Origin of the sequence: Paenibacillus alginolyticus DSM 5050 = NBRC 15375 (assembly GCF_000422905.1) — a bacterium.
GTDB classification, from domain to species: Bacteria; Bacillota; Bacilli; order Paenibacillales; family NBRC-103111; genus Paenibacillus_E; species Paenibacillus_E alginolyticus.
The window spans coordinates 1-21,531 of record NZ_AUGY01000027.1 but is presented as its reverse complement, the minus strand read 5'-3'; the positions used below and the strand labels follow the sequence as shown (position 1 = coordinate 21,531).

The following is a 21,531-nucleotide window of genomic DNA, read 5'->3' as shown; positions in this document are numbered from 1 at the left end:
ATCACCTCTCAACGGACTCCATGATGAAGGCTTCAATAATGTCGCCCTCTTTAATATCATGATAACGCTCAAGAGATATACCACACTCATAACCTTGTGCCACTTCTTTTTGGTCATCCTTGAATCGTTTCAGGGAGTCAATTTTGCCTTCGTGCACGACAATACCGCTGCGGATCAAGCGAGTTTGTGCGTTACGAGCAATCTTGCCTGATGTAACCATACATCCAGCAATTGTACCTGAACCCGTAATTTTGAACACATTACGTACTTCTGCTTGACCAAGAACAACCTCTTTGAAGATCGGATCCAGCATGCCCTTCATCGCTTGCTCGATTTCTTCAATTACGTTGTAGATAATGTTATGCATACGGATATCAACTTTCTCTTGATCTGCCGTTGCTTTCGCTGCAGGTTCAGGACGAACATTGAAACCGATAATAATTGCATTAGATGCAGAAGCCAGAATAATATCAGACTCTGTAACAGCACCAACACCGTTGTGAAGAATTTTGACGCGAACGCCTTCGACTTCGATCTTCTCAAGAGAGCTTTTGAGGGCTTCAACGGAGCCTTGAACGTCACCTTTGATGATTACATTCAACTCTTTGATCTCGCCGTCTTTAATGTGTTTAAAGAGGTCATCCAGCGTGACGCGTGAATTTGCCGTCATTTCGGATTGTCGAAGTGCAATGGAACGACGATCTGCAATGTCTCTTGCCTTCCGCTCATCTTCATAAGCAAGGAATGGATCCCCAGCTTGTGGAACTTCTGTAAGACCCGTGATTTCAACCGGAGTTGAAGGACCCGCTTCTTTCAGACGTTTACCTTTATCATTCACCATCGCTCTTACGCGACCGAAGCATACGCCAGCTACGAAGCTATCTCCAACTTTCAATGTACCATGTTGAATGAGGATTCTGGCAACTGGACCACGACCTTTATCCAACTCGGCTTCAATGACAGTCGCTCTAGCACGTTTGTTCGGGTTAGCTTTATACTCTTGAACTTCTGCAACAAGCAGAATCATCTCAAGCAAATTTTCAAGTCCAATCCGTTGTTTTGCGGAAATTTCGCAGAAAATCGTATCTCCGCCCCACTCTTCCGGAACCAACTCATAAGCCGTAAGTGCTTGTTTGATTTGATCTGGATTTGCGCCTTCTTTATCAATCTTGTTAACTGCCACAATGATCGGAACGCCTGCCGCTTTAGCATGATTAATAGCTTCAACGGTTTGCGGCATTACGCCGTCATCAGCAGCAACAACGATAATTGTAATATCGGTTACTTGTGCACCGCGGGCACGCATGGTTGTAAAAGCTTCGTGACCAGGCGTATCCAAGAAAGTGATTTTCTTTTGGTTAACTTCAACTTGATAAGCACCGATGTGCTGCGTAATACCGCCTGCTTCACCCTCGGTTACACTTGTTTTACGAATCGCATCAAGTAATGTTGTTTTACCATGATCGACGTGCCCCATAATCGTAACAACTGGCGGACGCTCAATCAGATCTGCCTCATCGTCAATTTCTTCGAAAGTCTCGAAATTATCTTCTTCGACTTTAATCTTAATTTCAACTTCAACGCCAAACTCGGATGCAATCAATTGAATAGCTTCCAAATCAAGCTCTTGGTTGATTGTTGCCATTGTACCCAAGAACAAAAGCTTTTTGATAACTTCAGAAGCATCTTTGTGAAGTAATTTCGCTGTTTCACCAACGGTCATACTGCCGCGAACGATGATTTTCTTAGGTGTATTGTCAATTTTCTCTTTTTTAACGGTTTCTTGTTGGTATCTGCCTCTGTTGTTACCGCGTTGATTGCCTCTGTTTTGTCCACCAGGCCCGCGATTTCCGCCGGAACGGTTATCATCAAAACGCTTTGGTGTTGGTTTGGATTTCTTAGTTGTAATTACGCCTGCTTTAGCTGCTGCATCATCCAATTCAGCTGCTGTTGCTCCAACGTGGAACTGCGGCTTCGCTTCTTGAATGACAGGTCTTCCGCTTTGATTATTGTTGCGGTTATCAAACGGTTTAGACTGACGGTTTGGACCTGCGCTGCGGTTCGGGCCTGCATTTTGCGGACGGCCGCTGTTCGCGCTTTGTCCACCACCAGCTCCCGGTCCTCCAGTTCCCTGACTCGGACGTGAACCTGCATAGTTGCTATTCGTACGTGGAGCTCCGCTTTGGCCGCCTTGGCTGTAGCCTTGACCGCCGCTAGGACGTTGGCTATTATAGCCGCCAGTTGAGCCGCTTGGACGCTGGCCACCTGGGTTAGATCCTTGATAACCTGTACGTTGTCCACCTTGGCTGGAGCCTTGACCACTAGGGCGTTGGCCGCCCGGATTGGATCCTTGATAGCCCGTACGTTGTCCGCCTTGGCTGGAGCCTTGGCCGCTAGGACGTTGTCCGCCTGGATTGGATCCTTGGTAACCTGTACGTTGTCCGCCTTGGCCCTGACTGTTTGGACGTTGTCCGCCTTGCGATGAGCCTTGACCGCTTGGGCGTTGATCCCGCCCAGGCTGAGTAGGACGACTAGCCGTATTAGGCGTAGATTGTCCTTGAGGCGCTGTTACAGCGCCATTGGTAGTTGTGCTGTTCGTTGGTTCTGAAGCAACTGGCTTCGAAGCCGGTGTTGCTGCACCTTTATTCTCTTGTGCTGGAGCCTGCGTTGCAGGATTCTGATTCGTCGTAGATGAACTCACATTTCCTCCGTCCGTAGCTGCTCGTTTGGCAGCCGCATTGGCTTTAATATCTCTAAAAAACTTTTCTACACTGCTAACTGCGTCATTTTCCATTACACTCATATGATTGTTAACGGGAATATTCAGACGTTTGAGGATGGTTATAATTTCTTTGCTGCTCATATTGAGTTGTTTTGCGTATTCGTATACGCGAGTCTTATCTTTATTGTCTTGTTTATTGGTCAATATGTTTCACCTCCGCAGGATTATCTTGACTCTTCTGCAGCATCTGCGCGAAGCCTCCGTCCAATACACCTATGGTGACACGCATTTCTTTCCCAATGCTGCGGCCCAATTCATACTTCGTACCTATTTCCATGAGTTTAATCCCATAAAATTGGCATTTGTCTTGAAATTTCTTACGTGTATTAGCGGATGCATCCTCCGCCATAATGACAAGTTTGGCTTCACCCGAGCGAATCGCTTTAAACACACCTTCATCACCGGTAACTAGTTTCCCTGCCCGCATCGCCAAACCCAATTGGGATAGAAATTTAGGATTCATCCTCAGATTCCTCCTCTTTAGAAGAGAGGAATTCATCTTCGACACGAATGAAATCTTGCTCCAGTTGGTCATAAATATCGGCACCAACGGCATGCTTCAGCGCTCTATCCAGGGCTTTACTTTTCTTCGCCAATTTAAAACAAGAAACTTTACCGCACAGGTAGGCACCGCGCCCTGACTTTTTCCCTTTAAGATCAATGAGAATTTCATCTTCAGGCGTTTTGACGATGCGGATCAAGTCCCTCTTCGGCATCATTTCCTGGCAGGCCACGCATTTTCTCAGAGGGATTTTTCTCTGCTTCATTCCGATCACCCCTTGCTCCGTACAAAAACTTAATCGACACTCACAGAATCTTGGTGCATTTCTTCTGAATAAGTTTTCACTCTGCCATATTCTTGTTCGGCTTGTGTTTCACTTTTGATGTCTATTTTCCAACCTGTCAATTTGGCAGCAAGACGAGCATTTTGCCCTTTGATTCCAATCGCCAGAGAAAGCTGATAGTCAGGTACAATGACACGCGCCATTTTTTCATTTTCATGAATTTGCACTTCAAGCACTTTGGAAGGACTTAGCGCATTGGCTACGTATTCTTCCACGCTTTCCATCCAACGTACGATGTCTATCTTCTCGCCGCGCAGTTCGCTTACAATCGTTTGAACACGTAATCCTTTAGGCCCTACACAGGATCCTACTGGATCGACTTCAGCATTGCGGGAATGAACAGCAATTTTGGATCGGAAACCAGCTTCACGCGCAACCGAACGAATTTCAACCACACCATCAAAGATTTCAGGCACTTCCAGTTCAAAAAGACGTTTCAACAGTCCTGGATGTGTTCTGGATAAAATGATTTGCGGTCCTTTCGTCGTATTTTCCACTTTCGTGATATACGCTTTAATCCGATCGCCTTGTTTGAACTTATCTGTAGGCATCAATTCAGTCAAAGGCAGCACTGCCTCAACTTTACCCAAGTCTACATAAATGTTACGTTGATCTTGGCGCTGAAGGATACCTGTAACGATATCTTCTTCCTTATCGATAAAAGCATTATAAATTAAGCCACGCTCGGCTTCACGAATACGCTGAGTCACTACTTGCTTAGCAGTTTGAGCAGCAATACGTCCGAAGTCACGAGGAGTCACTTCAATTTCAACGATATCTTCCAATTGGTAATTCGGATTAATCTCACGAGAAGCGTGAAGTGAAATTTCCAATCTTGGATCTAATACTTCCTCAGTTACGGTTTTACGAGCAAATACCTTGATGAGGCCAGTATGGCGATTGATATCAACTCGCACATTCTGTGCGGTGTTGAAATTACGTTTATAACTTGAAATCATCGCCGCTTCAATTGCATCGATAAGTAACTCCTTTGAGATACCCTTCTCACGTTCAATTTCCGACAGCGCTTCGATAAAATCCGTGTTCATTTGAACTGAGTCCCCCCTTTCAATAAGTAACGGTCACTAAAAAACGATAGCTAGACGAGCGCTTGCTACTTTAGCGAACGGGATAATAATTTTCTTTTTGCCAATTTCAATAACGAGTTCTTCCTCGTCAAAGGAAAGCAGCAAACCTTCAAATTCCTTGGAACCGTCTATCGGTTCATAGGTGGTAACAAATACATGACTATTCACAGCCTTGTGATAATCTTGTGTCTTCTTAAGCGGACGTTCCGCGCCTGGTGAAGAAACTTCCAAGAAATAGGCATCAGCAATAGGATCTTTCTCATCCAATTGAACACTTAAGTATTCACTGATGCGGCCGCAATCATCTATATCAATTCCGCCTTCTTTGTCTGCATAGACACGAAGGAACCAGTTGCTGCCTTCTTTGACATATTCAATATCCACGAGTTCAAATCCATTTTGTTCAATGAAATCCTTCAGCATGTCCTCAATGACGGATTTGATTTGCGCTTGTGTAGCCACAGATAAATGTACCTCCTAAATTGACTTTCCTTTATCATATTCCGAAAAGTCCTATATCAAAATGTAAAGAGTGGGTTTCCCCACTCTTTAATCACAAGATGATATCCTCATTATTGCCAATAAAAATTATACCATAACCATTCTTTGCATTACAATAGCAAACTTGTTAATCATTTTCACTTGACAGCCTAAAGTTTTCTTTAGAAAACTTACTTCGGAAGCATCAACTTCAAAGTTTTTCGTAGAAAAACTGGCTTCGGAAGCATCAACTTTAAAGTTTTTTTAGAAAACTACCTTCGGAAGCTTAGAATAAGGACAATTGATTCGATTCCGGCAGTCCGCGGAAACATCCCATCGAGCTGAGCATCTCGATAACCGTCTTTGAGGCTTTGGATCGATTTTGAAAATCTTCGATTGAGAGGAAGTCCCCTTCCTCTTTGGCAGCGGCAATATTTTTGGCTGCATTATCTCCGATACCTGACATTGCCGCAAATGGCGGGATAAGGGAAGTACCATCGATAATAAACCGTGTCGCATCCGAACGATAGATATCAATCGGTTTGAAACTGAAACCGCGCGACGTCATTTCGAGAGACATCTCCAAAATGGATACCATCGCTTTCTCTTTCGGCAGCGCCTGGAAGCCTTTTTCTTCAATCTCAATCAACTTTCTAAGAATGGCATCATATCCTTGGCACAGCAGCTCTAGATCAAAGTCAGCTGCACGAACACTAAAATAGGTGGCGTAGTAAGCTATCGGATGATAAACCTTAAAATAAGCAGTACGTACAGCAGAGATAACGTAAGCAGCAGCATGCGCTTTTGGAAACATATATTCAATCCGTTCACATGATTCAATATACCAGGCTGGCACATTACAGCGTTTCATCTCATCTTTCCATTCATCTGTCAGTCCCTTACCTTTACGTACACTCTCCGTGATTTTGAAGGCAAGACCTGCATCCATTCCTGCTTTATAAATCAAGAAGAGCATGATATCATCCCGACAGCCAATAACGGTCTTAATGTTACAAATCCCTTTTTTAATAAGCTCTTGTGCATTTCCCAACCAAACGCCTGTTCCATGGGACAATCCCGAAATTTGCAGTAAATCGGCAAAGGAGCTAGGCTGAGTTTCCTGTAACATTTGACGCACAAATTTGGTTCCCATCTCTGGGACGCCGTACGTAGCAACTGGGGAACGAATTTGATCCGGTCTGACCCCCAGCGCTTCTGTCGAGTTGAAAATACTCATCGCTTTCGCATCGTTCATCGGTATGGTCGTTGGATCAACGCCGGTTAAATCTTGCAGCATCCGCATCATCGTCGGGTCGTCGTGTCCAAGAATATCAAGTTTCAATAAATTGGCATCGAAAGCATGATAATCAAAATGGGTCGTTTTCCATTCCGAATTCTTATCATCGGCCGGGTATTGTACGGGTGTGATGTCATCAACTTCCATATAATCCGGTACAACGACAATACCGCCGGGATGCTGACCTGTACTTCTCTTCACACCTGTACAGCCCGCAGCTAATCGGCTAATTTCAGCACCGCGCCATTTCTGGCCTTGCTCTTCTTCATACTTTTTTACGAATCCGAATGCCGTCTTCTCGGCGACAGTACCGATGGTACCCGCACGGAATACATTCTTCTCACCAAAAATTTCTTTCGTAAAATTATGCGCAACCGGTTGATATACGCCAGAGAAGTTCAAATCGATATCGGGAACCTTATCCCCTTTAAAGCCAAGAAACGTCTCGAACGGAATGTCGTGACCGTCACCTTTTAAATTACCGCCGCAATTCGGGCAAACTTTGTTCGGAAGATCGAATCCACTCGGAACGCTCCCGTCCAGGAACCACTCACTATACTGACAAGATGCGCAAATATAATGAGGAGGCAGCGGATTAACCTCGGAAATACCTAACATCATCGCAACAACCGAAGACCCAACGGATCCCCTTGAACCTACGAGATAACCGTCCGCATTCGACTTTTTCACAAGCCGTTCGGAAATCAAATAGTTGGCAGAGAAACCGAACTTAATAATCGGAACAAGCTCTTTCTCAAGCCGGGCTATAATGACTTCCGGAAGTTCATCCCCATACATAGCCTTCGCTGTATTATAACAGGTCGTTCGAATTTCTTCGTCGGCCCCTTCGATGATGGGTGTGAACAACTTATCCGGGAATAGTTCAATGACTTCGAACCTATCTGCCAGGTCATTCGTACTGCGCACGACAACTTCAAGTGCTTTTTCTTCACCAAGAAACTTGAATTCTTCCAGCATCTCTTTGGTTGTACGGAAATGAGCATCCGGTTTTTTCATAGCTTTAAGTGGACTAAACCCAGTAATTCCATTAATGGCAATATCTCTGCATACTTTCTCACGAGGATTCAGATAATGCGCGTTCCCTGTAGCAATAACCGGTTTGCCAGTCTTATAACCAATTTCACATACACGTCGTACTGCATTTTCCAAATCTTCGACGCTGCCAACGAGACCTTTTTCAACCAAATGCATGTTATAGCTCACAGGTTGTATTTCGAGAATGTCATAAAACTCGGCCACTTGCTCTGCTTCTTCGATCGATTTGTTAAGTACAGCTTCAAAGAATTCCCCTTTTTCACAGCCTGACGTGATAAGAAGACCTTCTCTTAATTCGACCAGCACACTTTTGGGAATTGTTGCGGAGCGTTGTAAATAGGTTGTATGGGATAAGGATATAAGTTTGAATAAGTTCTTCTTCCCAACGGCATTTAGCGCATAAACACAACAATGGAAAGGACGCTGATTTGACAAATCTTTTCCTACATAATCATTCAATTTAGCAAGATTCGTGATTTGTCGATCATTAGCCTCGTTAATTAAATGATATAAAACAAAACCTAATGCAATAGAGTCATCAATAGCGCGGTGATGGTTATCCAAGCCTACCTTGAATTTATCAGACAAAGTATTCAATCGATGATTCTTCATGGAAGGGAATAAAAATCTAGCAAGCTCCAGGGTATCAAGAACGGAGTTCGTAACCTCCGGCAATCCCATACGTTTCAAATTCGCTTGAAGGAAACCCATATCAAATCGTGCATTATGAGCTACGAGAACGCAATCACCAACAAACTCAATGAACTTAGGAAGCTCTTCCTCGATATCAGGTGCATCTTTTACCATTTCATCGTTAATATTCGTCAATTGTTGAATGTTATAAGGAATTTTCTCGTGAGGATTAATGAACGTTGCAAACCGCTCAATTTCTTTACCGTCCTGCATTTTAACACCTGCAAGCTCGATAATTCGGTTATTAGTAACAGAAAGTCCAGTTGTCTCTACGTCGAATATCACATATGTTGCTTGCTTCAGATCCATATCTCTACCGTTCATCACAATAGGGACAGAGTCATTCACAACGTTGGCTTCCACACCATAAATTACTTTAATTCCGTGCTTTTTGGCTGCTTTTCCCGCATCAGGGAAACATTGAATGTTACTATGATCGGTAACCGCGATGGCTTTATGTCCCCATTTAGCTGCCATTTTCACATATTGATCGATCGGTGTTAATGCATCCATGGTACTCATGGTTGTGTGAAGATGGAACTCAACACGCTTCTCAGCTGCATCGTCCATCCGATCCTTAGGAGCCATGACTTCATACAGGTCATTTGGAATCATGACAAGTTCAGGAATTTGCATGAAACGATCATACTCGACCTTGCCTCGCGCTCTAATCCATGTTCCATTTGCAAGCAAGCTCATAATCTTCACATCATCTTTGGTTTTCGCAAATACTTTCATCGCCAAAGAATCAGTAAAGTCGGTCAGGTTAAATGTAAATAACGTGTTTCCATTTCTCAATTCCTTGACGTCTAATCCAAATACGGTACCTTGAACCGTCACTTTTTTCTCTTCTTCTTGAATGTTCTTGAGTGGGGTCGGTACCTCTTTGATATCTATGCCCATGACAAGCTTGAGATCCGTATCTGGTAAGGAGGATTCTTCTTCTTCCATGTCGATGGACATCATGATTTCTTGGGTGATGGTCTTCTCGCCTTGCTCGCGCTGCTTCGCAAATTTCTCATATTCAGCTTCGATCTCGGTAGAATCACTAATCGCATATTTTACATTTAATTCGGTTTGAAAAAAATTATGAAAAAAATTCCGTATGAACATATCTACATTTTTCTTTTTAGCAAGTTCAAGTCCAATCTGATCTAACATAATGAGCGTTAGCGTATGACCTTGTACCTCAAACCTAGCTTTCGACATCCAGCCATTAATTGATGCTACTTCACGCTGCAGCCACTCCATAAAGAGGCTCCAGTATTCATCCACCAAAGCTGCGGGTTCTGCTTGCTCAAATTTCCAGATAAAACGAATCTTCGCAATTTGAGTGAACTTCTCTTGAATCATTTTACAGAAGGAGCGATAAATATTCTGAGGCACTATTTCATTTTTCACCAAATAAAAGGTCCAGTCGCGATTTTTTCGACTAATTTCTACTTGATCGATATATCCTTCTGCAAAAAATGAGCGCATCATATCGGCTGGAATCTCGGCTTGCTGCATCAAAAGCTCAAAGCGATTCCGTTTATCAGCCAAATTACTCATGAACAGCCTCCCCATAAAAATACGAAGGGCAATGGAATTGTTGCTTCCATTTGCCCTTGATTGTAATTAATAACTTCGGCCAAAAACGACCGTATGTTTAGCAGCATCGCCGCAAACCAGACATGTTGATTTTGTTTCAGAAGGTTTGAAAGGAATATTCCGGCTTGTTGCACCCGTTTCTTGCTTCACTTGCTCTTCACAAGCGTTAGAGCCGCACCAGCCAGCTAAAGCAAACCCGCGTTTGGATTCCAAGAACGTTTTGAACTCATCAATGGAATCCACCGCTATGTAATGCTCGTCACGGAACTGCTTTGCTTTATCATACATCTGCTGATGAATCTCAGCAAGTAAATTTTGAATTTCTTCGACAAAATTCGCTTGTAGAACTGTTTTCTTCTCCCCGGTTACTCGAGAAACAAGAACAACTTGTCCATTTTCCATGTCGCGAGGACCTAATTCAACACGAATCGGTACACCGCGCATTTCATATTCATTGAATTTCCAACCTGGGCTTTGGTCGGCACTGTCATCCACTTTAACGCGAACGCCAGCTTTCTTAAGCTCAGCATACAATTCGTCTACCCGTCCAATCACCTGTTCACGTGTTTTTGGCGGACCAATCGGAATCATGATGACTTGTGTAGGGGCAACTTTAGGCGGCAATACCAATCCACGATCATCGCCATGTACCATGATAAGTGCACCGATGAGTCGAGTGCTAACTCCCCATGAAGTTGTATGAGCAAATTGATGCTGATTTTCACGGTCCAAGAACTTGATATCGAAAGCGACAGCAAAATTCGTACCCAGATAGTGAGAGGTCCCTGCTTGCACCGCTTTCCCATCTTTCATCATCGCTTCAATGGAGAACGTATCAACAGCTCCCGCAAACTTCTCAGAAGGCGTCTTCTGCCCAACTATGACTGGGATCGCTAAGAAATCTTCCGCAAATTGGCGGTATACCTCCAGCATTTGCATCGTTTCGCGGCGAGCATCCTGCTCATCTTCATGAGCCGTATGACCTTCCTGCCACAAGAACTCCGTAGTTCGAAGGAACGGCAATGTGCGCTTCTCCCATCGAACGACGTTAGCCCATTGATTAATCAAAAGCGGAAGATCGCGATAGGAGTTGATCCATTCCGAATACATGTGACCAATCATCGTTTCTGATGTTGGACGAATAGCTAGACGTTCTTCGAGCTTCTCTCCCCCTGCTTCAGTGACCCAAGGCAGCTCTGGATTAAAGCCTTCCACGTGTTCTTTTTCCTTTTGGAAAAAACTCTCTGGAATAAATAAAGGGAAATACGCGTTCCGGTGACCCGTTTCTTTGAATTTGCTGTCTAGTTCACGTTGTATGTTTTCCCAAATTTCAAAGCCATCCGGTTTAAACACGATACAGCCGCGCACTGGCGAATAGCTCATTAAATCAGCTTTCTTGATCACATCTATGTACCAACGGGAGAAATCCTCTCCCTGTGGTGTAATCTCTTTAACAAACTGTTTATCGTTTGACATAAACCCTCCTACGCAATTAGGACTATCCCTTAATTAATCTTAAAATGTCATTGTAAGTAACTGCCACCATGAGCAGCATGAGCAGTGCAAAACCAACAAAATGAACCATACTTTCTCGATTCGGATCAATTGGCTTCCCGCGTAATGCCTCTAGACCCATAAATAGAAGTCGACTTCCATCTAAAGCTGGAATAGGCAGGAGATTAAATATACCTAGATACAAGCTTAACGTGGCTGCCCACGAGATTAAGTAGGTTATTCCCATTTTGGCAAACTCAGCTGATACTTGAGCTGTCCGGACAGGTCCGCCAAGATCATCCAATTTAAACTGCAGCATAACAAGTTTCTTTAAACCAGTCACGATGCCAATCGTTGTTCCAACGACTTGTTCGTAGGTGCCAGTTATCACTTCACTAAAGGTAGCGCTTCTGCGATCTCCAGAAATGACTACGCCGAGCTTACCAGCCCCTGCTTCCATTTCGGGTGTAACTTTAAGTGTAATTGGATTTCCTGCACGATCCACAACCCAGGTCATCGGCTTTCCGGCAGATGATTGAATGGAGGTGACAAGCTTCTCGCGGTCATCACCAATCGGCTGATTATCAATCGAAATGATGATATCCCCTTTGTGGAGTCCCGACTTCTCGCCTGCTTTACCTGCAAGCACGGAATCAAGCTTAACGTTCGTAAATACGCCAGACATAATAACAACGATTAAGAACAACACAATGGCGAGTATGAAGTTCATAACAGGCCCCATCACAATAGCAATTGCTCTTTGGCCAACCGTTTTCGATCCAAACTGACGATCATATGGAGCAATCTGTGTTTCTGTCCCCTTGGTCACCATCATAGCTTGTGGATCTATGGGATAAGTAACACGTTCTCCGTCAACATCAAGTGACACTTGAAGCGTTCTTTCTAAATCAATTTGTTCCACGACTCCAATGATTACATTCGAGCGTCGATCTAATTGATCAAGATATAGAGATGACACTTGGTTTTGTTTATTAAGTTTAACCGCCACCGTTTGTCCGGGGTTCACTTGGACGATTTCGGGGTCTTCACCTGCCATCCGAACGAATCCACCAATCGGCAATATGCGCAAGGTGTAGCGAGTTTCCCCTTTTTTATATGAGAAAATTTTGGGTCCAAAGCCAATTGCAAATTCTCGAACTAAGATGCCTGCACGTTTCGCAAAGTAAAAATGACCCCATTCATGAATCGTAACGAGAACGAAAAACAACAAAATAACCTTCAATCCAACTTCTATGGCTGACAAGTCGTATTTCCTCCTTCGAGTTTTCTTCAGAAAACTTACCTATGTTTGCAAAAACCATAATGTTTTCATTTGAAAACCTGCCTTTTAGGCATCCACTTATGGACAGCATGTTCTTAGATTAACATTATTGAACTGCTGAATACAAGCTATGCTCTTTTAGCACAGTATACGAGCTAGGAGTTTGAATTAGACTTTACTTTATAAAGCGCCTAGGGGATAGATTGAAAAAAGAGCCGAGCCAACCTCGCTGACCTAAGCTCTCATGAAATTAAAATAGAATGGATGATGCAAAGGCTCTTGCCCAAATATCCTGCTCATGAATGACGTCTAGATGAGGGTTTGAATGGGATTCGTGTTTTTGCAAAACAGCCTCAATGATCTGTTCAATTTGCAAAAACGTAATCTCACCTTTGAGGAAGCGCGCAACAGCGATTTCATTCGCTGCATTATAAACCGTAGGGGAAGTGCCCCCCTGTTTGCCGCTTTCAAAGGCCATTCGTAAACAAGGATACCGATTATAATCCATCTCGCGGAAATGAAGCTTTCCGATAGCAGCCAAATCAAGACGATTGGTCGGCGTCGGATATCTGTCAGGATAAGTTAGAGCGTATTGTATAGGAACTCGCATATCCGGATTACCAAGCTGGGCGATAACACTATTGTCAACAAATTCTACAAAGGAATGGATGACACTTTCGGGATGAATAAGGACATCAATTTGGTCATAGGAGAGATCAAATAACCAATGAGCCTCAATGACCTCAAGACCTTTATTGACCATCGTCGCGGAATCAATGGTGATCTTAGCTCCCATCGACCAATTCGGATGTTGGAGAGCTTGTTCGACCGTTACGCCATCTAATTCATCGCGCGTCCGATCTCGGAACGAACCACCAGAAGCAGTAAGTGTTATTTTCGCAATTTGCGAGTGATTCTCTCCATTCAAACATTGAAAGATAGCCGAATGCTCACTATCAATAGGCAGTAAAGACACTCCTTTACGACGAATAGCATCCTTTACAATATGGCCTGCACTCACAAGCGTCTCTTTATTTGCAAGACCAATGTGTTTGCCAGCTTCAATCGCTGCCATTGTAGGCTTAAGCCCCTGACTCCCTACCAACGCTGTTACTACTAAGTCAGCATCTGTTGAAGCAGCGACTTCCATTAATCCCTCTTCACCATATAATACCTTGGTTGATGACGGAACATGTTTGGAAACTTCATCGGCCAACTCCTTAGTCGCTACCGATACAACTTTGGGGTGAAACTTATTAACCTGTTCAATCAATAATTGACTATTATAACCGCCAGATAATGCTTCAATCTTAAATTTATCTGGGGCGTGCTGGGCAATATCTAAGGTTTGTGTACCAATAGACCCTGTTGAACCCAGAATGGCAATCCGTTTCATCCTATTCCACCTCGTCTATGACTATTAGTGAGTAAGAATTCCAAGCCAATGAATAAATGGAAATACGATAAGCCAACTATCCATTCGATCTAGTACACCACCGTGACCGGGAAGTAAGGTTCCCGTATCTTTAATGCCCTTAACTCGCTTATAAGCCGACTGTATTAAGTCACCGACTTGTCCAACAACAGCAATTACGAAGCCAAGCAATACTGCCTTGCCAATCCCAAGCATATCCGGTGCATACAAAGCGAAACCTATTGCGGCAATCATCGAAATAACGACACCACCGATAGCTCCTTCAATGGACTTCTTAGGACTGATTTGAGGCCATAGAGGATGTTTCCCCAGCTTCGAACCGACAAAATAAGCTCCTGAATCCGAAGCCCAAATACATACAAACACAACGATTGACCAAAATAAGCCATGCTCCGCCAAGCGTGTAGTTATCATATAATTGAATCCAAAACCTATGTAAATAACACCAAGTAAAATAATAGAAACCTGATCTATTGTAATCATATTTTTTGAAGCGACTGTGATGAAAAGCAAGACTAACATCGTCAGCCAAATAATGGCCGTCGAAGAAACGGGAAGTGAACCACCAAACGTTTCCCACGGCACCGTTAAGTATAACAAGGAGATTAAACCAACAGCCGCTGTTAATTTATACTTCGTGAAGCCGTTCATTTGCATATATTCACGATAGCCGATAATTGACAGTAACACGATTAACCCCGTATACCAATAACTACCTAGTACTAATAACGTAATGAATACGAGCCCGGCAATGACTCCCGTGACGATCCTTTGCTTCAAGATGAATCCCCCTAGATGAACACGCGCCGGAAGCATACGAAGTGATTAGATACCTCCGTATCTTCTCCCGCGGCGCTGATATTCTGCAATTGCTTGCATAAATAATGATTCCGTGAATTCCGGCCAGTACGCCTCCGTAAACCAAAGCTCCGAATATGCTAATTGCCAAAGAAGAAAGTTGCTTAGTCTAAGCTCACCACTAGTTCGAATTAACAAGTCTGGATCTGGTAAATCCGAAGTTAACATATAGGAAGAAAAACTTGCCTCATCCAAATCTTCGATTTGTAGTTTGCCATTTTGAACATCACGAATCATATCCTGAACACCAGCGATCATTTCTTTACGTCCACCATAATTTAAGGCAAAGTTCAGAATGAGGCCTGTATTATCTTTCGTCCGTTCGATAGCTCCCTCAATGGCTTTGAGTGTGTAGTCAGGTAAGCCTTCTTTCCAACCAGTCATTCGGATTCGAACATTGTTTTCGATCAGCTCTTCAATTTCTAAAGGAAAAAATTCTTGAGGAAGTTTCATCAGAAATTCAACTTCTTCCTTCGGTCTTTTCCAATTTTCCGTTGAAAAAGCATACATCGTTAACACTTTAACACCGATCTCATTTGCAGCCATCGTAATTTTCTTAACATTTTTCATCCCGGAATGATGCCCTGCTACACGAGGCAAGCCTCTTTGCTTAGCCCAACGACCGTTTCCGTCCATAATAATAGCGACATGTGCTGGCACTTTATCTAATTCGATAGCTGGTATAGCTGAAGAAACAGACTTAACATTAATTCCTAACCATTTCTTAATTAGCTTGAGCACAGTTGTTCCTCCCAACTAGGGAAAGATGAAAAACCCCCAGCGAATACCCGGGGGCATATCTATCTTATACTTCCATGATTTCTTTTTCTTTAGCAGCCAAAACTTTCTCAACTTCAGCTACGAATTTATCCGTGAACTTTTGGATATCTTCTTGATGTTTACGGGATTCGTCTTCGGAAATCCCTGCTTTTTCTAACTTTTTGATCTCATCGTTTGCATCACGACGAATGTTACGAATAGCGATCTTTGCTTCCTCGCCAAATTTCTTCGTCATTTTCACAAGGTCGCTACGACGCTCTTCTGTAAGAGCAGGAATGACAATTCGAATAACCAAGCCGTCATTAGATGGCGTTAATCCCAAATCTGACTTCATAATCGCTTTCTCAATCGACGTCATTGAACTTTTGTCCCATGGTTGAATGAGTAAAGTGCGTGAATCCGGTGTTGTTAAATTCGCAAGTTGATTCACAGGTGTCATCGCTCCGTAATATTCCACTTGGATGCGATCTAATAAAGATGGTGTAGCGCGACCTGCACGAAGCGAAGTTAAATCTCTTCTCAAGGCGCCAATGGCTTTATCCATCCGATCTTCTGCATTCTTTTTTACTGATTGTGGCATGGTTTAGACACTCCCTTTAACTGTAGTCCCTATTTTCTCGCCAAGGACCACGCGTTTTATATTCCCTTTTTCTGTGATATTGAACACCACTAACGGGATGTTATTATCCATACAAAGGGAAGATGCGGTGGAATCCATGACACCAAGATTGTTGCTGATAACTTCCATATAGGTTAACGTCTCGAATTTCTTCGCTGTTGGATCTTTGAATGGATCTGCCGAATATACGCCATCCACTTTATTTTTGGCCATGAGAATAACTTCTGCTTCAATTTCAGCTGCTCTTAAAGCTGCCGTTGTATCCGTTGAGAAGTATGGATTCCCAGTCCCAGCCGCGAAGATAACAACTCTACCTTTCTCAAGGTGACGCATTGCTCTTCTACGGATGTATGGTTCAGCCACTTGCTGCATAGTAATTGAAGATTGGACTCTCGTAGGCACATCCAGATTCTCAAGCGCATCCTGCAGAGCCAATGAATTCATGACTGTTGCAAGCATACCCATGTAATCGGCTGTCGCACGATCCATACCCTTCTCACTGCCTGCAATACCACGCCAAATGTTTCCACCGCCTACAACGATAGCGACTTCTACATTTAATTCCACAACATCTTTTACCTGTTGGGCAATGGAAGTAATCACTTCCGAATCAATGCCATAACCCTGCTGTCCTGCCAAAGCTTCGCCGCTCAATTTTAGCACTATTCTTTTATAAAAAGGTTGACCCAACTTGTATAACCTCCGTTTCAATGCTTGAAAAGATCTCTCTTATGGGCTAAAAAAGAAGGAACACCAAGTGTTCCATCTTTTTTAAATGCCTATTATAGTTTAACTTGGGACATAACTTCTTCCGCAAAGTTCTCTTGTTTTTTCTCAAGACCTTCACCAAGGCCGAAACGTACGAAACGACGAATGGAGATGTTCTCACCGATTGCAGCGATTTTCTCGTTCAATAATTGGTCAATCGTTTTATCTGGATCTTTAACGAATTGTTGCTCCATCAAGCAGAACTCTTCGTAGTATTTACCAATTCGACCTTCAACCATTTTGTCGATGATTTTCTCTGGTTTGCCTTCATTCAAAGCTTGGTTACGAAGAATTTCTTTTTCTTTCTCCAAAGCTTCTGTTGGCACTTCTTCGCGACGTACATAAGTCGGGTTAGCCGCTGCGATATGCATAGCGATGTCTCTGCAGAATGTACGGAATTGCTCTGTTTTACCAACGAAGTCAGTTTCACAGTTGATCTCAACAAGTACGCCTACTTTACCGCCAGCGTGAATGTAAGATTCTACAGCGCCTTCTGTAGCAATACGGCCTGCTTTGTTAGCTGCAGCAGAAAGACCTTTCTCGCGAAGCAATTCGCCTGCTTTGGTGATATCACCGTTTGCTTCTTCAAGCGCTTTCTTACAATCCAACATACCTGCGCCTGTTTTTTCACGTAACTCTTTCACTTGTGCTGCTGTAACTGCCATTGAAAGAAACCTCCCGATAGTTGTTATTGGTATGTAATACCTATTGATTCTTTAAAAAAAGGGTGGTGACAGGCTGTTACACCTTCCAACCACCCTTTTCACATTCCTATAGATTAAGCTGTTGTTTGCTCGCCTTGGTGTGCTTCGATAACTGCATCAGCAATTTTAGCTGTTAATAATTTAACGGCACGAATCGCATCATCGTTACCTGGAATCACGTAATCAATTTCGTCCGGATCGCAGTTTGTATCAACGATACCAACGATTGGGATACCCAATTTGCGAGCTTCCGCAACAGCAATACGCTCTTTGCGTGGGTCGATAATGAAAAGTGCGCTAGGCAGACCTTTCATGTTCTTGATTCCGCCCAAGAATTTCTCAAGACGATCTTTCTCTTTACGGAGAATGATAACTTCTTTCTTAGGAAGAACTTCGAAAGTGCCGTCCTCTTCCCATCTTTCAAGAGTTTTCAAACGGTCAATACGTTTTTGAATTGTTTGGAAGTTTGTAAGCGTACCACCCAACCAACGTTGGTTGATGAAGTACATTCCGCAACGTTCTGCTTCTTCAGCAACGGAATCTTGAGCTTGTTTTTTCGTTCCTACGAAAAGAATCGTACCATTATCTTCAGAAACGGATTTAACAAAGTTGTAAGCTTCTTCAACTTTTTTAACCGTTTTTTGTAGATCGATAATGTAAATACCGTTTCTTTCTGTAAAGATGTATTTGTCCATTTTCGGGTTCCAACGACGTGTTTGGTGACCGAAATGTACGCCAGCTTCTAAAAGCTGTTTCATGGAGATAACTGCCATCCCCAATCCCTCCTCTAAAATGGTTTATTTGGTATCCGCCGCCTATCGCATCTTTGCATAAAACTTACCGAAGTAAGCACCATTATGCAAATTGACGGGCGTGAGTTTTTAACACCGTGAATAAATATACCACAACTGAAAAGCCTATGCAACCCTTTGTCATGTTAGTCATTTAAGCCCTACTAATGCATGTTAATGTATAGAAACAACAAAAACAGACCTCATGATAAAGATCCATTTGTCGGACTATCTATTGAACTGTAATTAAATTGGTCACGACTTTGGGGATTTCCGTAACACCTTCAAAAACATGGTAACCGATTTGAATTTTGGTGCTGCCACCTTGTTTATCAAGCTCCGTAATAAAAGCTTTACGATCGGTTATGATGCCCGATTTCACGAGAAGTTCGCTAACAGCTGTTGCATCAAGATTTGGTTGTACATAAATAATTATTTTTGGAGTAACTTCAGGTGTATTTACTTTGGGCTTGTCCTGAGGTTTACCAGCCGCCAATTTGTCTGTTTCTTCTTTGACCTTTTTCAACACCGTTTCATCTAGCTCAGTTTGCGTAAATACCTTTGTATTCTTATCGAATACTTGGTAGTATTTCGCAGCTTCAACCTTTAACTTCTGAGGATCCATCTCATCCAATGCAAGGCCCGTTTGACCAGGCGCGCTGGCGCGAACAGACATCAATTGCAGAAGTATGGCTCCTACAATAATTCCAGTCCCAATTCCAAAAACGTACGACCTATTTTTAAACACGGGTCATTTCCTCCTGTCTGGATAATTGAAGGATTAGGCTGACCTCGCCTTTATTCATGCCTAGCTTTTTAGCAATGGCTTCGACGCCTTTTCCTTGATCATACAACGAAAATAGCTCTTTGTATCTGCTCTTCATACTCAATCCCGTGTATATGGGTTCTTCCACTACGGACTCTATAGTAGGCGCAACTAGCTCAGACGCAGTTACTTGAACAGAATGGGCTGGATTACTAACAGGTATTTCAGATATAACAGCATTTTGAAGACCAGAAAGCACGTCAGTTGCCGCATTTGTTCTTTGATTCAATTGATGATTGACATGTACTTTCGTTAATTCTTGCGACAGTTCATGTTTTTGCTTTTCCAATGATTCCAGTCTGCCTGCAAGCTTAGCAAGCTCTATCTCGTAATCTTGTTTCGTTTTAGAGAACAGATTGAGCAGCGTTTGATTTTGTTCATCCATCTCCGCAGCGAAATGCTCGATGGTTTCTTCGATTTCTTGGACTACGTTCATCTTAGTGGACGCGGCCGCTTGCTCTTTAGGTAGGAAACGCGCATAGACAATTAAGATAAGACCTAGTAGTACGACATACATCCACGGCTGCATAGCCATTGGGTTCACCTTTTTCTATATATGAGATAACTTGTTATAAGGATAAATCAATATGATGCCCTTTATATGGATGATCTGGCTGATGGCTGCCTTCAGGGGAAGCGGAATCTGTCTTCCCTTTGTTCGCAGCCTTACCTTTATTAGACTGTTGACGTTTATCGCCATGATCCTTCATATCTGTACGAACGCTCTCTTCAAGCTTGCTGCTGCGATGGCGATCCTTCTCCGTTAATTGGACGGCTTGATTCTCCAAGATCGTTTCGTCCTGCCGCGGTTTTTGCATAAGCTGATTTTGACGGATGCCCGCTTCATCGTTTTTGTGTACGGCGAACTGTAAATCGATGGCTTTAAAACTCATCGCTTACCCTCTCCCTCACTCACACATTGGCACTCATAGAAATATCGCCATCACTTAAACGAAATGTCATACGGCTTGTTGGATCTTTGACAAATTTCGTATATCGGCCAATGACAATCTTCGTTCCCCCGTACATTGTAGACAATACTTCTACTTTTGCTTTATCGGAATCTTCTAACGATTTCTCAATCTCAAGAATACGTTCTTTGATGATATTTTGCTCTTCTAAAGCTTGCTTTTTCGTATGAGTCAACTTAATTCGCATGGCCACTTTGTCTGGGCTAAGTTGACCTGCCGCTGCTAATTGATTTAATAGCGTAAGCGCTTTATCCGTTTTATCCATATTTTCCATGTATACTTTAAGTTGATTGCGTAGATCAATCATTTCATTCCGAAGCTCTGGAAGTACGCCAACTTCAACAACTGTAGCCGTAGACATCGAATTCCCTATCGTCCTCGCAGTAACTCGCTCACCAGCTTGAATGGTGCCTCCGACTATGAGTCCTTTGGAACCATTACAATTTACAGCCTTGCCTGCTCTAATTGTTGAATGCATGATACTCTGAGAAACCGTTAATTCTCCCGCGACTTCAACAATAGCATCTTGAATGAAGGAACTTTTAACATTCTTACCCGCTTTGACATGTGCTTTATTCTGCCCTACAATGCCTGCACTAATTTCAATAGAACCCTTCGCTTCAAGTTCTGCGGCTTCCACGCCACCAGTGACACGAATATCCCCAGCTGCACGGATTTTAAAACCAGGAAGAACATTTCCTCGAATAACCACTGTACCGATAAAATCAATATTCCCAATATTATAATCAACATTTCCATTCACTTCATAGACAGGAAACACATTAATTTTGTCACGATCAGTTCTTACCACCATGCCATCAATTGTAGAATAAAGGCTCATTTGTTCAGCATCTGTTACCACATTCTTACCTAATTTAAATCTAGCTTCTTTCCCCGCTTTAGCAAAAAGAGTCTCTCCTGTAACAGCTCTGCCTGGTGTGCCTTCCGTTGCCAGAAAACGCTGTCCAATAAGCTGTCCTTTTCTAACATTATGAAGCGACACAACTTCTTTATAATTTACCCTGCCGTCATCCAGCTCTTGCGGTTTTTTTTCATCCTCATCAAAATCAAAAATAAATTTATTTGATTATCCAACTAGCTCAGGATAGGTAATCGTCGTAGACGATAGGCAACAATGAACTAACCTATTGAATAACTCGCTTTTGACCTCA

General features: G+C 43.0%; 18 protein-coding genes and 1 pseudogene. All 19 read right to left on the bottom strand.

Annotated features, from left to right (window positions below):
• Position 1: 1 nt before the first annotated feature.
• A complete protein-coding gene (gene infB / locus G519_RS0114045; RefSeq protein WP_029195247.1) occupies positions 2-2,926 on the bottom strand; it encodes a translation initiation factor IF-2 in 2,925 nt (974 codons plus the stop codon).
• A complete protein-coding gene (locus G519_RS0114040; RefSeq protein ID WP_171648885.1) occupies positions 2,916-3,245 on the bottom strand; it encodes a L7Ae/L30e/S12e/Gadd45 family ribosomal protein in 330 nt (109 codons plus the stop codon). The genes infB and G519_RS0114040 overlap by 11 nt, the downstream gene beginning before the upstream one ends.
• Positions 3,235-3,549 (bottom strand): RNase P modulator RnpM, encoded by a 315-nt coding sequence (rnpM, locus tag G519_RS0114035; protein ID WP_029195245.1) that lies wholly within the window; start codon positions 3,547-3,549, stop codon positions 3,235-3,237. Before rnpM ends, G519_RS0114040 begins: the two co-directional genes overlap by 11 nt.
• Positions 3,550-3,578: 29 nt before the next feature.
• Complete coding sequence (gene nusA / locus G519_RS0114030) at positions 3,579-4,676, bottom strand: transcription termination factor NusA (RefSeq protein WP_029195244.1); 1,098 nt, start codon at positions 4,674-4,676, stop codon at positions 3,579-3,581.
• A gap of 36 nt (positions 4,677-4,712) precedes the next feature.
• On the bottom strand, positions 4,713-5,177 hold the full coding sequence (gene rimP, locus G519_RS0114025) for a ribosome maturation factor RimP (protein WP_029195243.1): 465 nt from the start codon (positions 5,175-5,177) through the stop codon (positions 4,713-4,715).
• 304 nt (positions 5,178-5,481) lie between these two features.
• Positions 5,482-9,792 (bottom strand): PolC-type DNA polymerase III, encoded by a 4,311-nt coding sequence (locus G519_RS0114020; protein ID WP_029195242.1) that lies wholly within the window; start codon positions 9,790-9,792, stop codon positions 5,482-5,484.
• Between the two features lie 66 nt (positions 9,793-9,858).
• Positions 9,859-11,307, bottom strand: coding sequence for a proline--tRNA ligase (gene proS, locus G519_RS0114015; RefSeq protein WP_029195241.1), 1,449 nt, complete (start codon positions 11,305-11,307; stop codon positions 9,859-9,861).
• 22 nt (positions 11,308-11,329) lie between these two features.
• Complete coding sequence (rseP, locus tag G519_RS0114010) at positions 11,330-12,589, bottom strand: RIP metalloprotease RseP (RefSeq protein WP_029195240.1); 1,260 nt, start codon at positions 12,587-12,589, stop codon at positions 11,330-11,332.
• Positions 12,590-12,857: 268 nt separating this feature from the next.
• Positions 12,858-14,003, bottom strand: a complete 1,146-nt coding sequence (locus G519_RS0114005; protein WP_029195239.1) for a 1-deoxy-D-xylulose-5-phosphate reductoisomerase — start codon at positions 14,001-14,003, stop codon at positions 12,858-12,860.
• A 24-nt stretch (positions 14,004-14,027) separates the two neighbouring features.
• Entirely contained in the window at positions 14,028-14,822 is a 795-nt protein-coding gene (locus G519_RS0114000; RefSeq protein ID WP_029195238.1) for a phosphatidate cytidylyltransferase, read from the bottom strand.
• 45 nt (positions 14,823-14,867) lie between these two features.
• Positions 14,868-15,641 carry an isoprenyl transferase gene (locus G519_RS0113995; protein WP_029195237.1) on the bottom strand — a complete coding sequence of 258 codons (774 nt, stop codon included), beginning with the start codon at positions 15,639-15,641 and terminating at the stop codon, positions 14,868-14,870.
• 64 nt (positions 15,642-15,705) lie between these two features.
• Positions 15,706-16,260, bottom strand: coding sequence for a ribosome recycling factor (gene frr / locus G519_RS0113990; RefSeq protein WP_029195236.1), 555 nt, complete (start codon positions 16,258-16,260; stop codon positions 15,706-15,708).
• Between the two features lie 3 nt (positions 16,261-16,263).
• The gene (pyrH, locus tag G519_RS0113985) at positions 16,264-16,989 is read right to left on the bottom strand and encodes a UMP kinase (protein WP_029195235.1); all 726 of its coding nucleotides are present in this window, start codon (positions 16,987-16,989) and stop codon (positions 16,264-16,266) included.
• 92 nt (positions 16,990-17,081) lie between these two features.
• The gene (gene tsf, locus G519_RS0113980) at positions 17,082-17,732 is read right to left on the bottom strand and encodes a translation elongation factor Ts (RefSeq protein ID WP_029195234.1); all 651 of its coding nucleotides are present in this window, start codon (positions 17,730-17,732) and stop codon (positions 17,082-17,084) included.
• Positions 17,733-17,845: 113 nt separating this feature from the next.
• Positions 17,846-18,544, bottom strand: a complete 699-nt coding sequence (gene rpsB, locus G519_RS0113975) for a 30S ribosomal protein S2 (RefSeq protein WP_029195233.1) — start codon at positions 18,542-18,544, stop codon at positions 17,846-17,848.
• A gap of 250 nt (positions 18,545-18,794) precedes the next feature.
• Positions 18,795-19,310 carry a hypothetical protein gene (locus G519_RS0113970; protein ID WP_029195232.1) on the bottom strand — a complete coding sequence of 172 codons (516 nt, stop codon included), beginning with the start codon at positions 19,308-19,310 and terminating at the stop codon, positions 18,795-18,797.
• Complete coding sequence (locus G519_RS0113965) at positions 19,303-19,923, bottom strand: hypothetical protein (RefSeq protein ID WP_051253387.1); 621 nt, start codon at positions 19,921-19,923, stop codon at positions 19,303-19,305. Before G519_RS0113965 ends, G519_RS0113970 begins: the two co-directional genes overlap by 8 nt.
• 34 nt (positions 19,924-19,957) lie before the next feature.
• Complete coding sequence (locus tag G519_RS0113960; protein ID WP_029195230.1) at positions 19,958-20,281, bottom strand: hypothetical protein; 324 nt, start codon at positions 20,279-20,281, stop codon at positions 19,958-19,960.
• Positions 20,282-20,300: 19 nt separating this feature from the next.
• Positions 20,301-21,440, bottom strand: a pseudogene (locus G519_RS42960) (DUF342 domain-containing protein); the annotation flags it as partial.
• Positions 21,441-21,531 lie beyond the last annotated feature (91 nt).

Excerpts from the sequence above, each read along its gene's own strand:
- G519_RS0114020 (WP_029195242.1), bottom strand. The coding sequence starts at position 9,792 with ATGAGTAATTTGGCTGATAAACGGAATCGCTTTGAGCTTTTGATGCAG.
- G519_RS0113965 (WP_051253387.1), bottom strand. The coding sequence starts at position 19,923 with ATGGCTATGCAGCCGTGGATGTATGTCGTACTACTAGGTCTTATCTTA.
- G519_RS0113960 (WP_029195230.1), bottom strand. The coding sequence starts at position 20,281 with ATGAGTTTTAAAGCCATCGATTTACAGTTCGCCGTACACAAAAACGAT.
- rnpM (WP_029195245.1), bottom strand. The coding sequence starts at position 3,549 with ATGAAGCAGAGAAAAATCCCTCTGAGAAAATGCGTGGCCTGCCAGGAA.
- proS (WP_029195241.1), bottom strand. The coding sequence starts at position 11,307 with ATGTCAAACGATAAACAGTTTGTTAAAGAGATTACACCACAGGGAGAG.
- rpsB (WP_029195233.1), bottom strand. The coding sequence starts at position 18,544 with ATGGCAGTTATCTCCATGAAACAGCTTTTAGAAGCTGGCGTACATTTC.
- G519_RS0114005 (WP_029195239.1), bottom strand. The coding sequence starts at position 14,003 with ATGAAACGGATTGCCATTCTGGGTTCAACAGGGTCTATTGGTACACAA.
- tsf (WP_029195234.1), bottom strand. The coding sequence starts at position 17,732 with ATGGCAGTTACAGCAGCACAAGTGAAAGAGTTACGTGAAAAAACAGGC.
- frr (WP_029195236.1), bottom strand. The coding sequence starts at position 16,260 with ATGCCACAATCAGTAAAAAAGAATGCAGAAGATCGGATGGATAAAGCC.
- nusA (WP_029195244.1), bottom strand. The coding sequence starts at position 4,676 with ATGAACACGGATTTTATCGAAGCGCTGTCGGAAATTGAACGTGAGAAG.
- G519_RS0114040 (WP_171648885.1), bottom strand. The coding sequence starts at position 3,245 with ATGAATCCTAAATTTCTATCCCAATTGGGTTTGGCGATGCGGGCAGGG.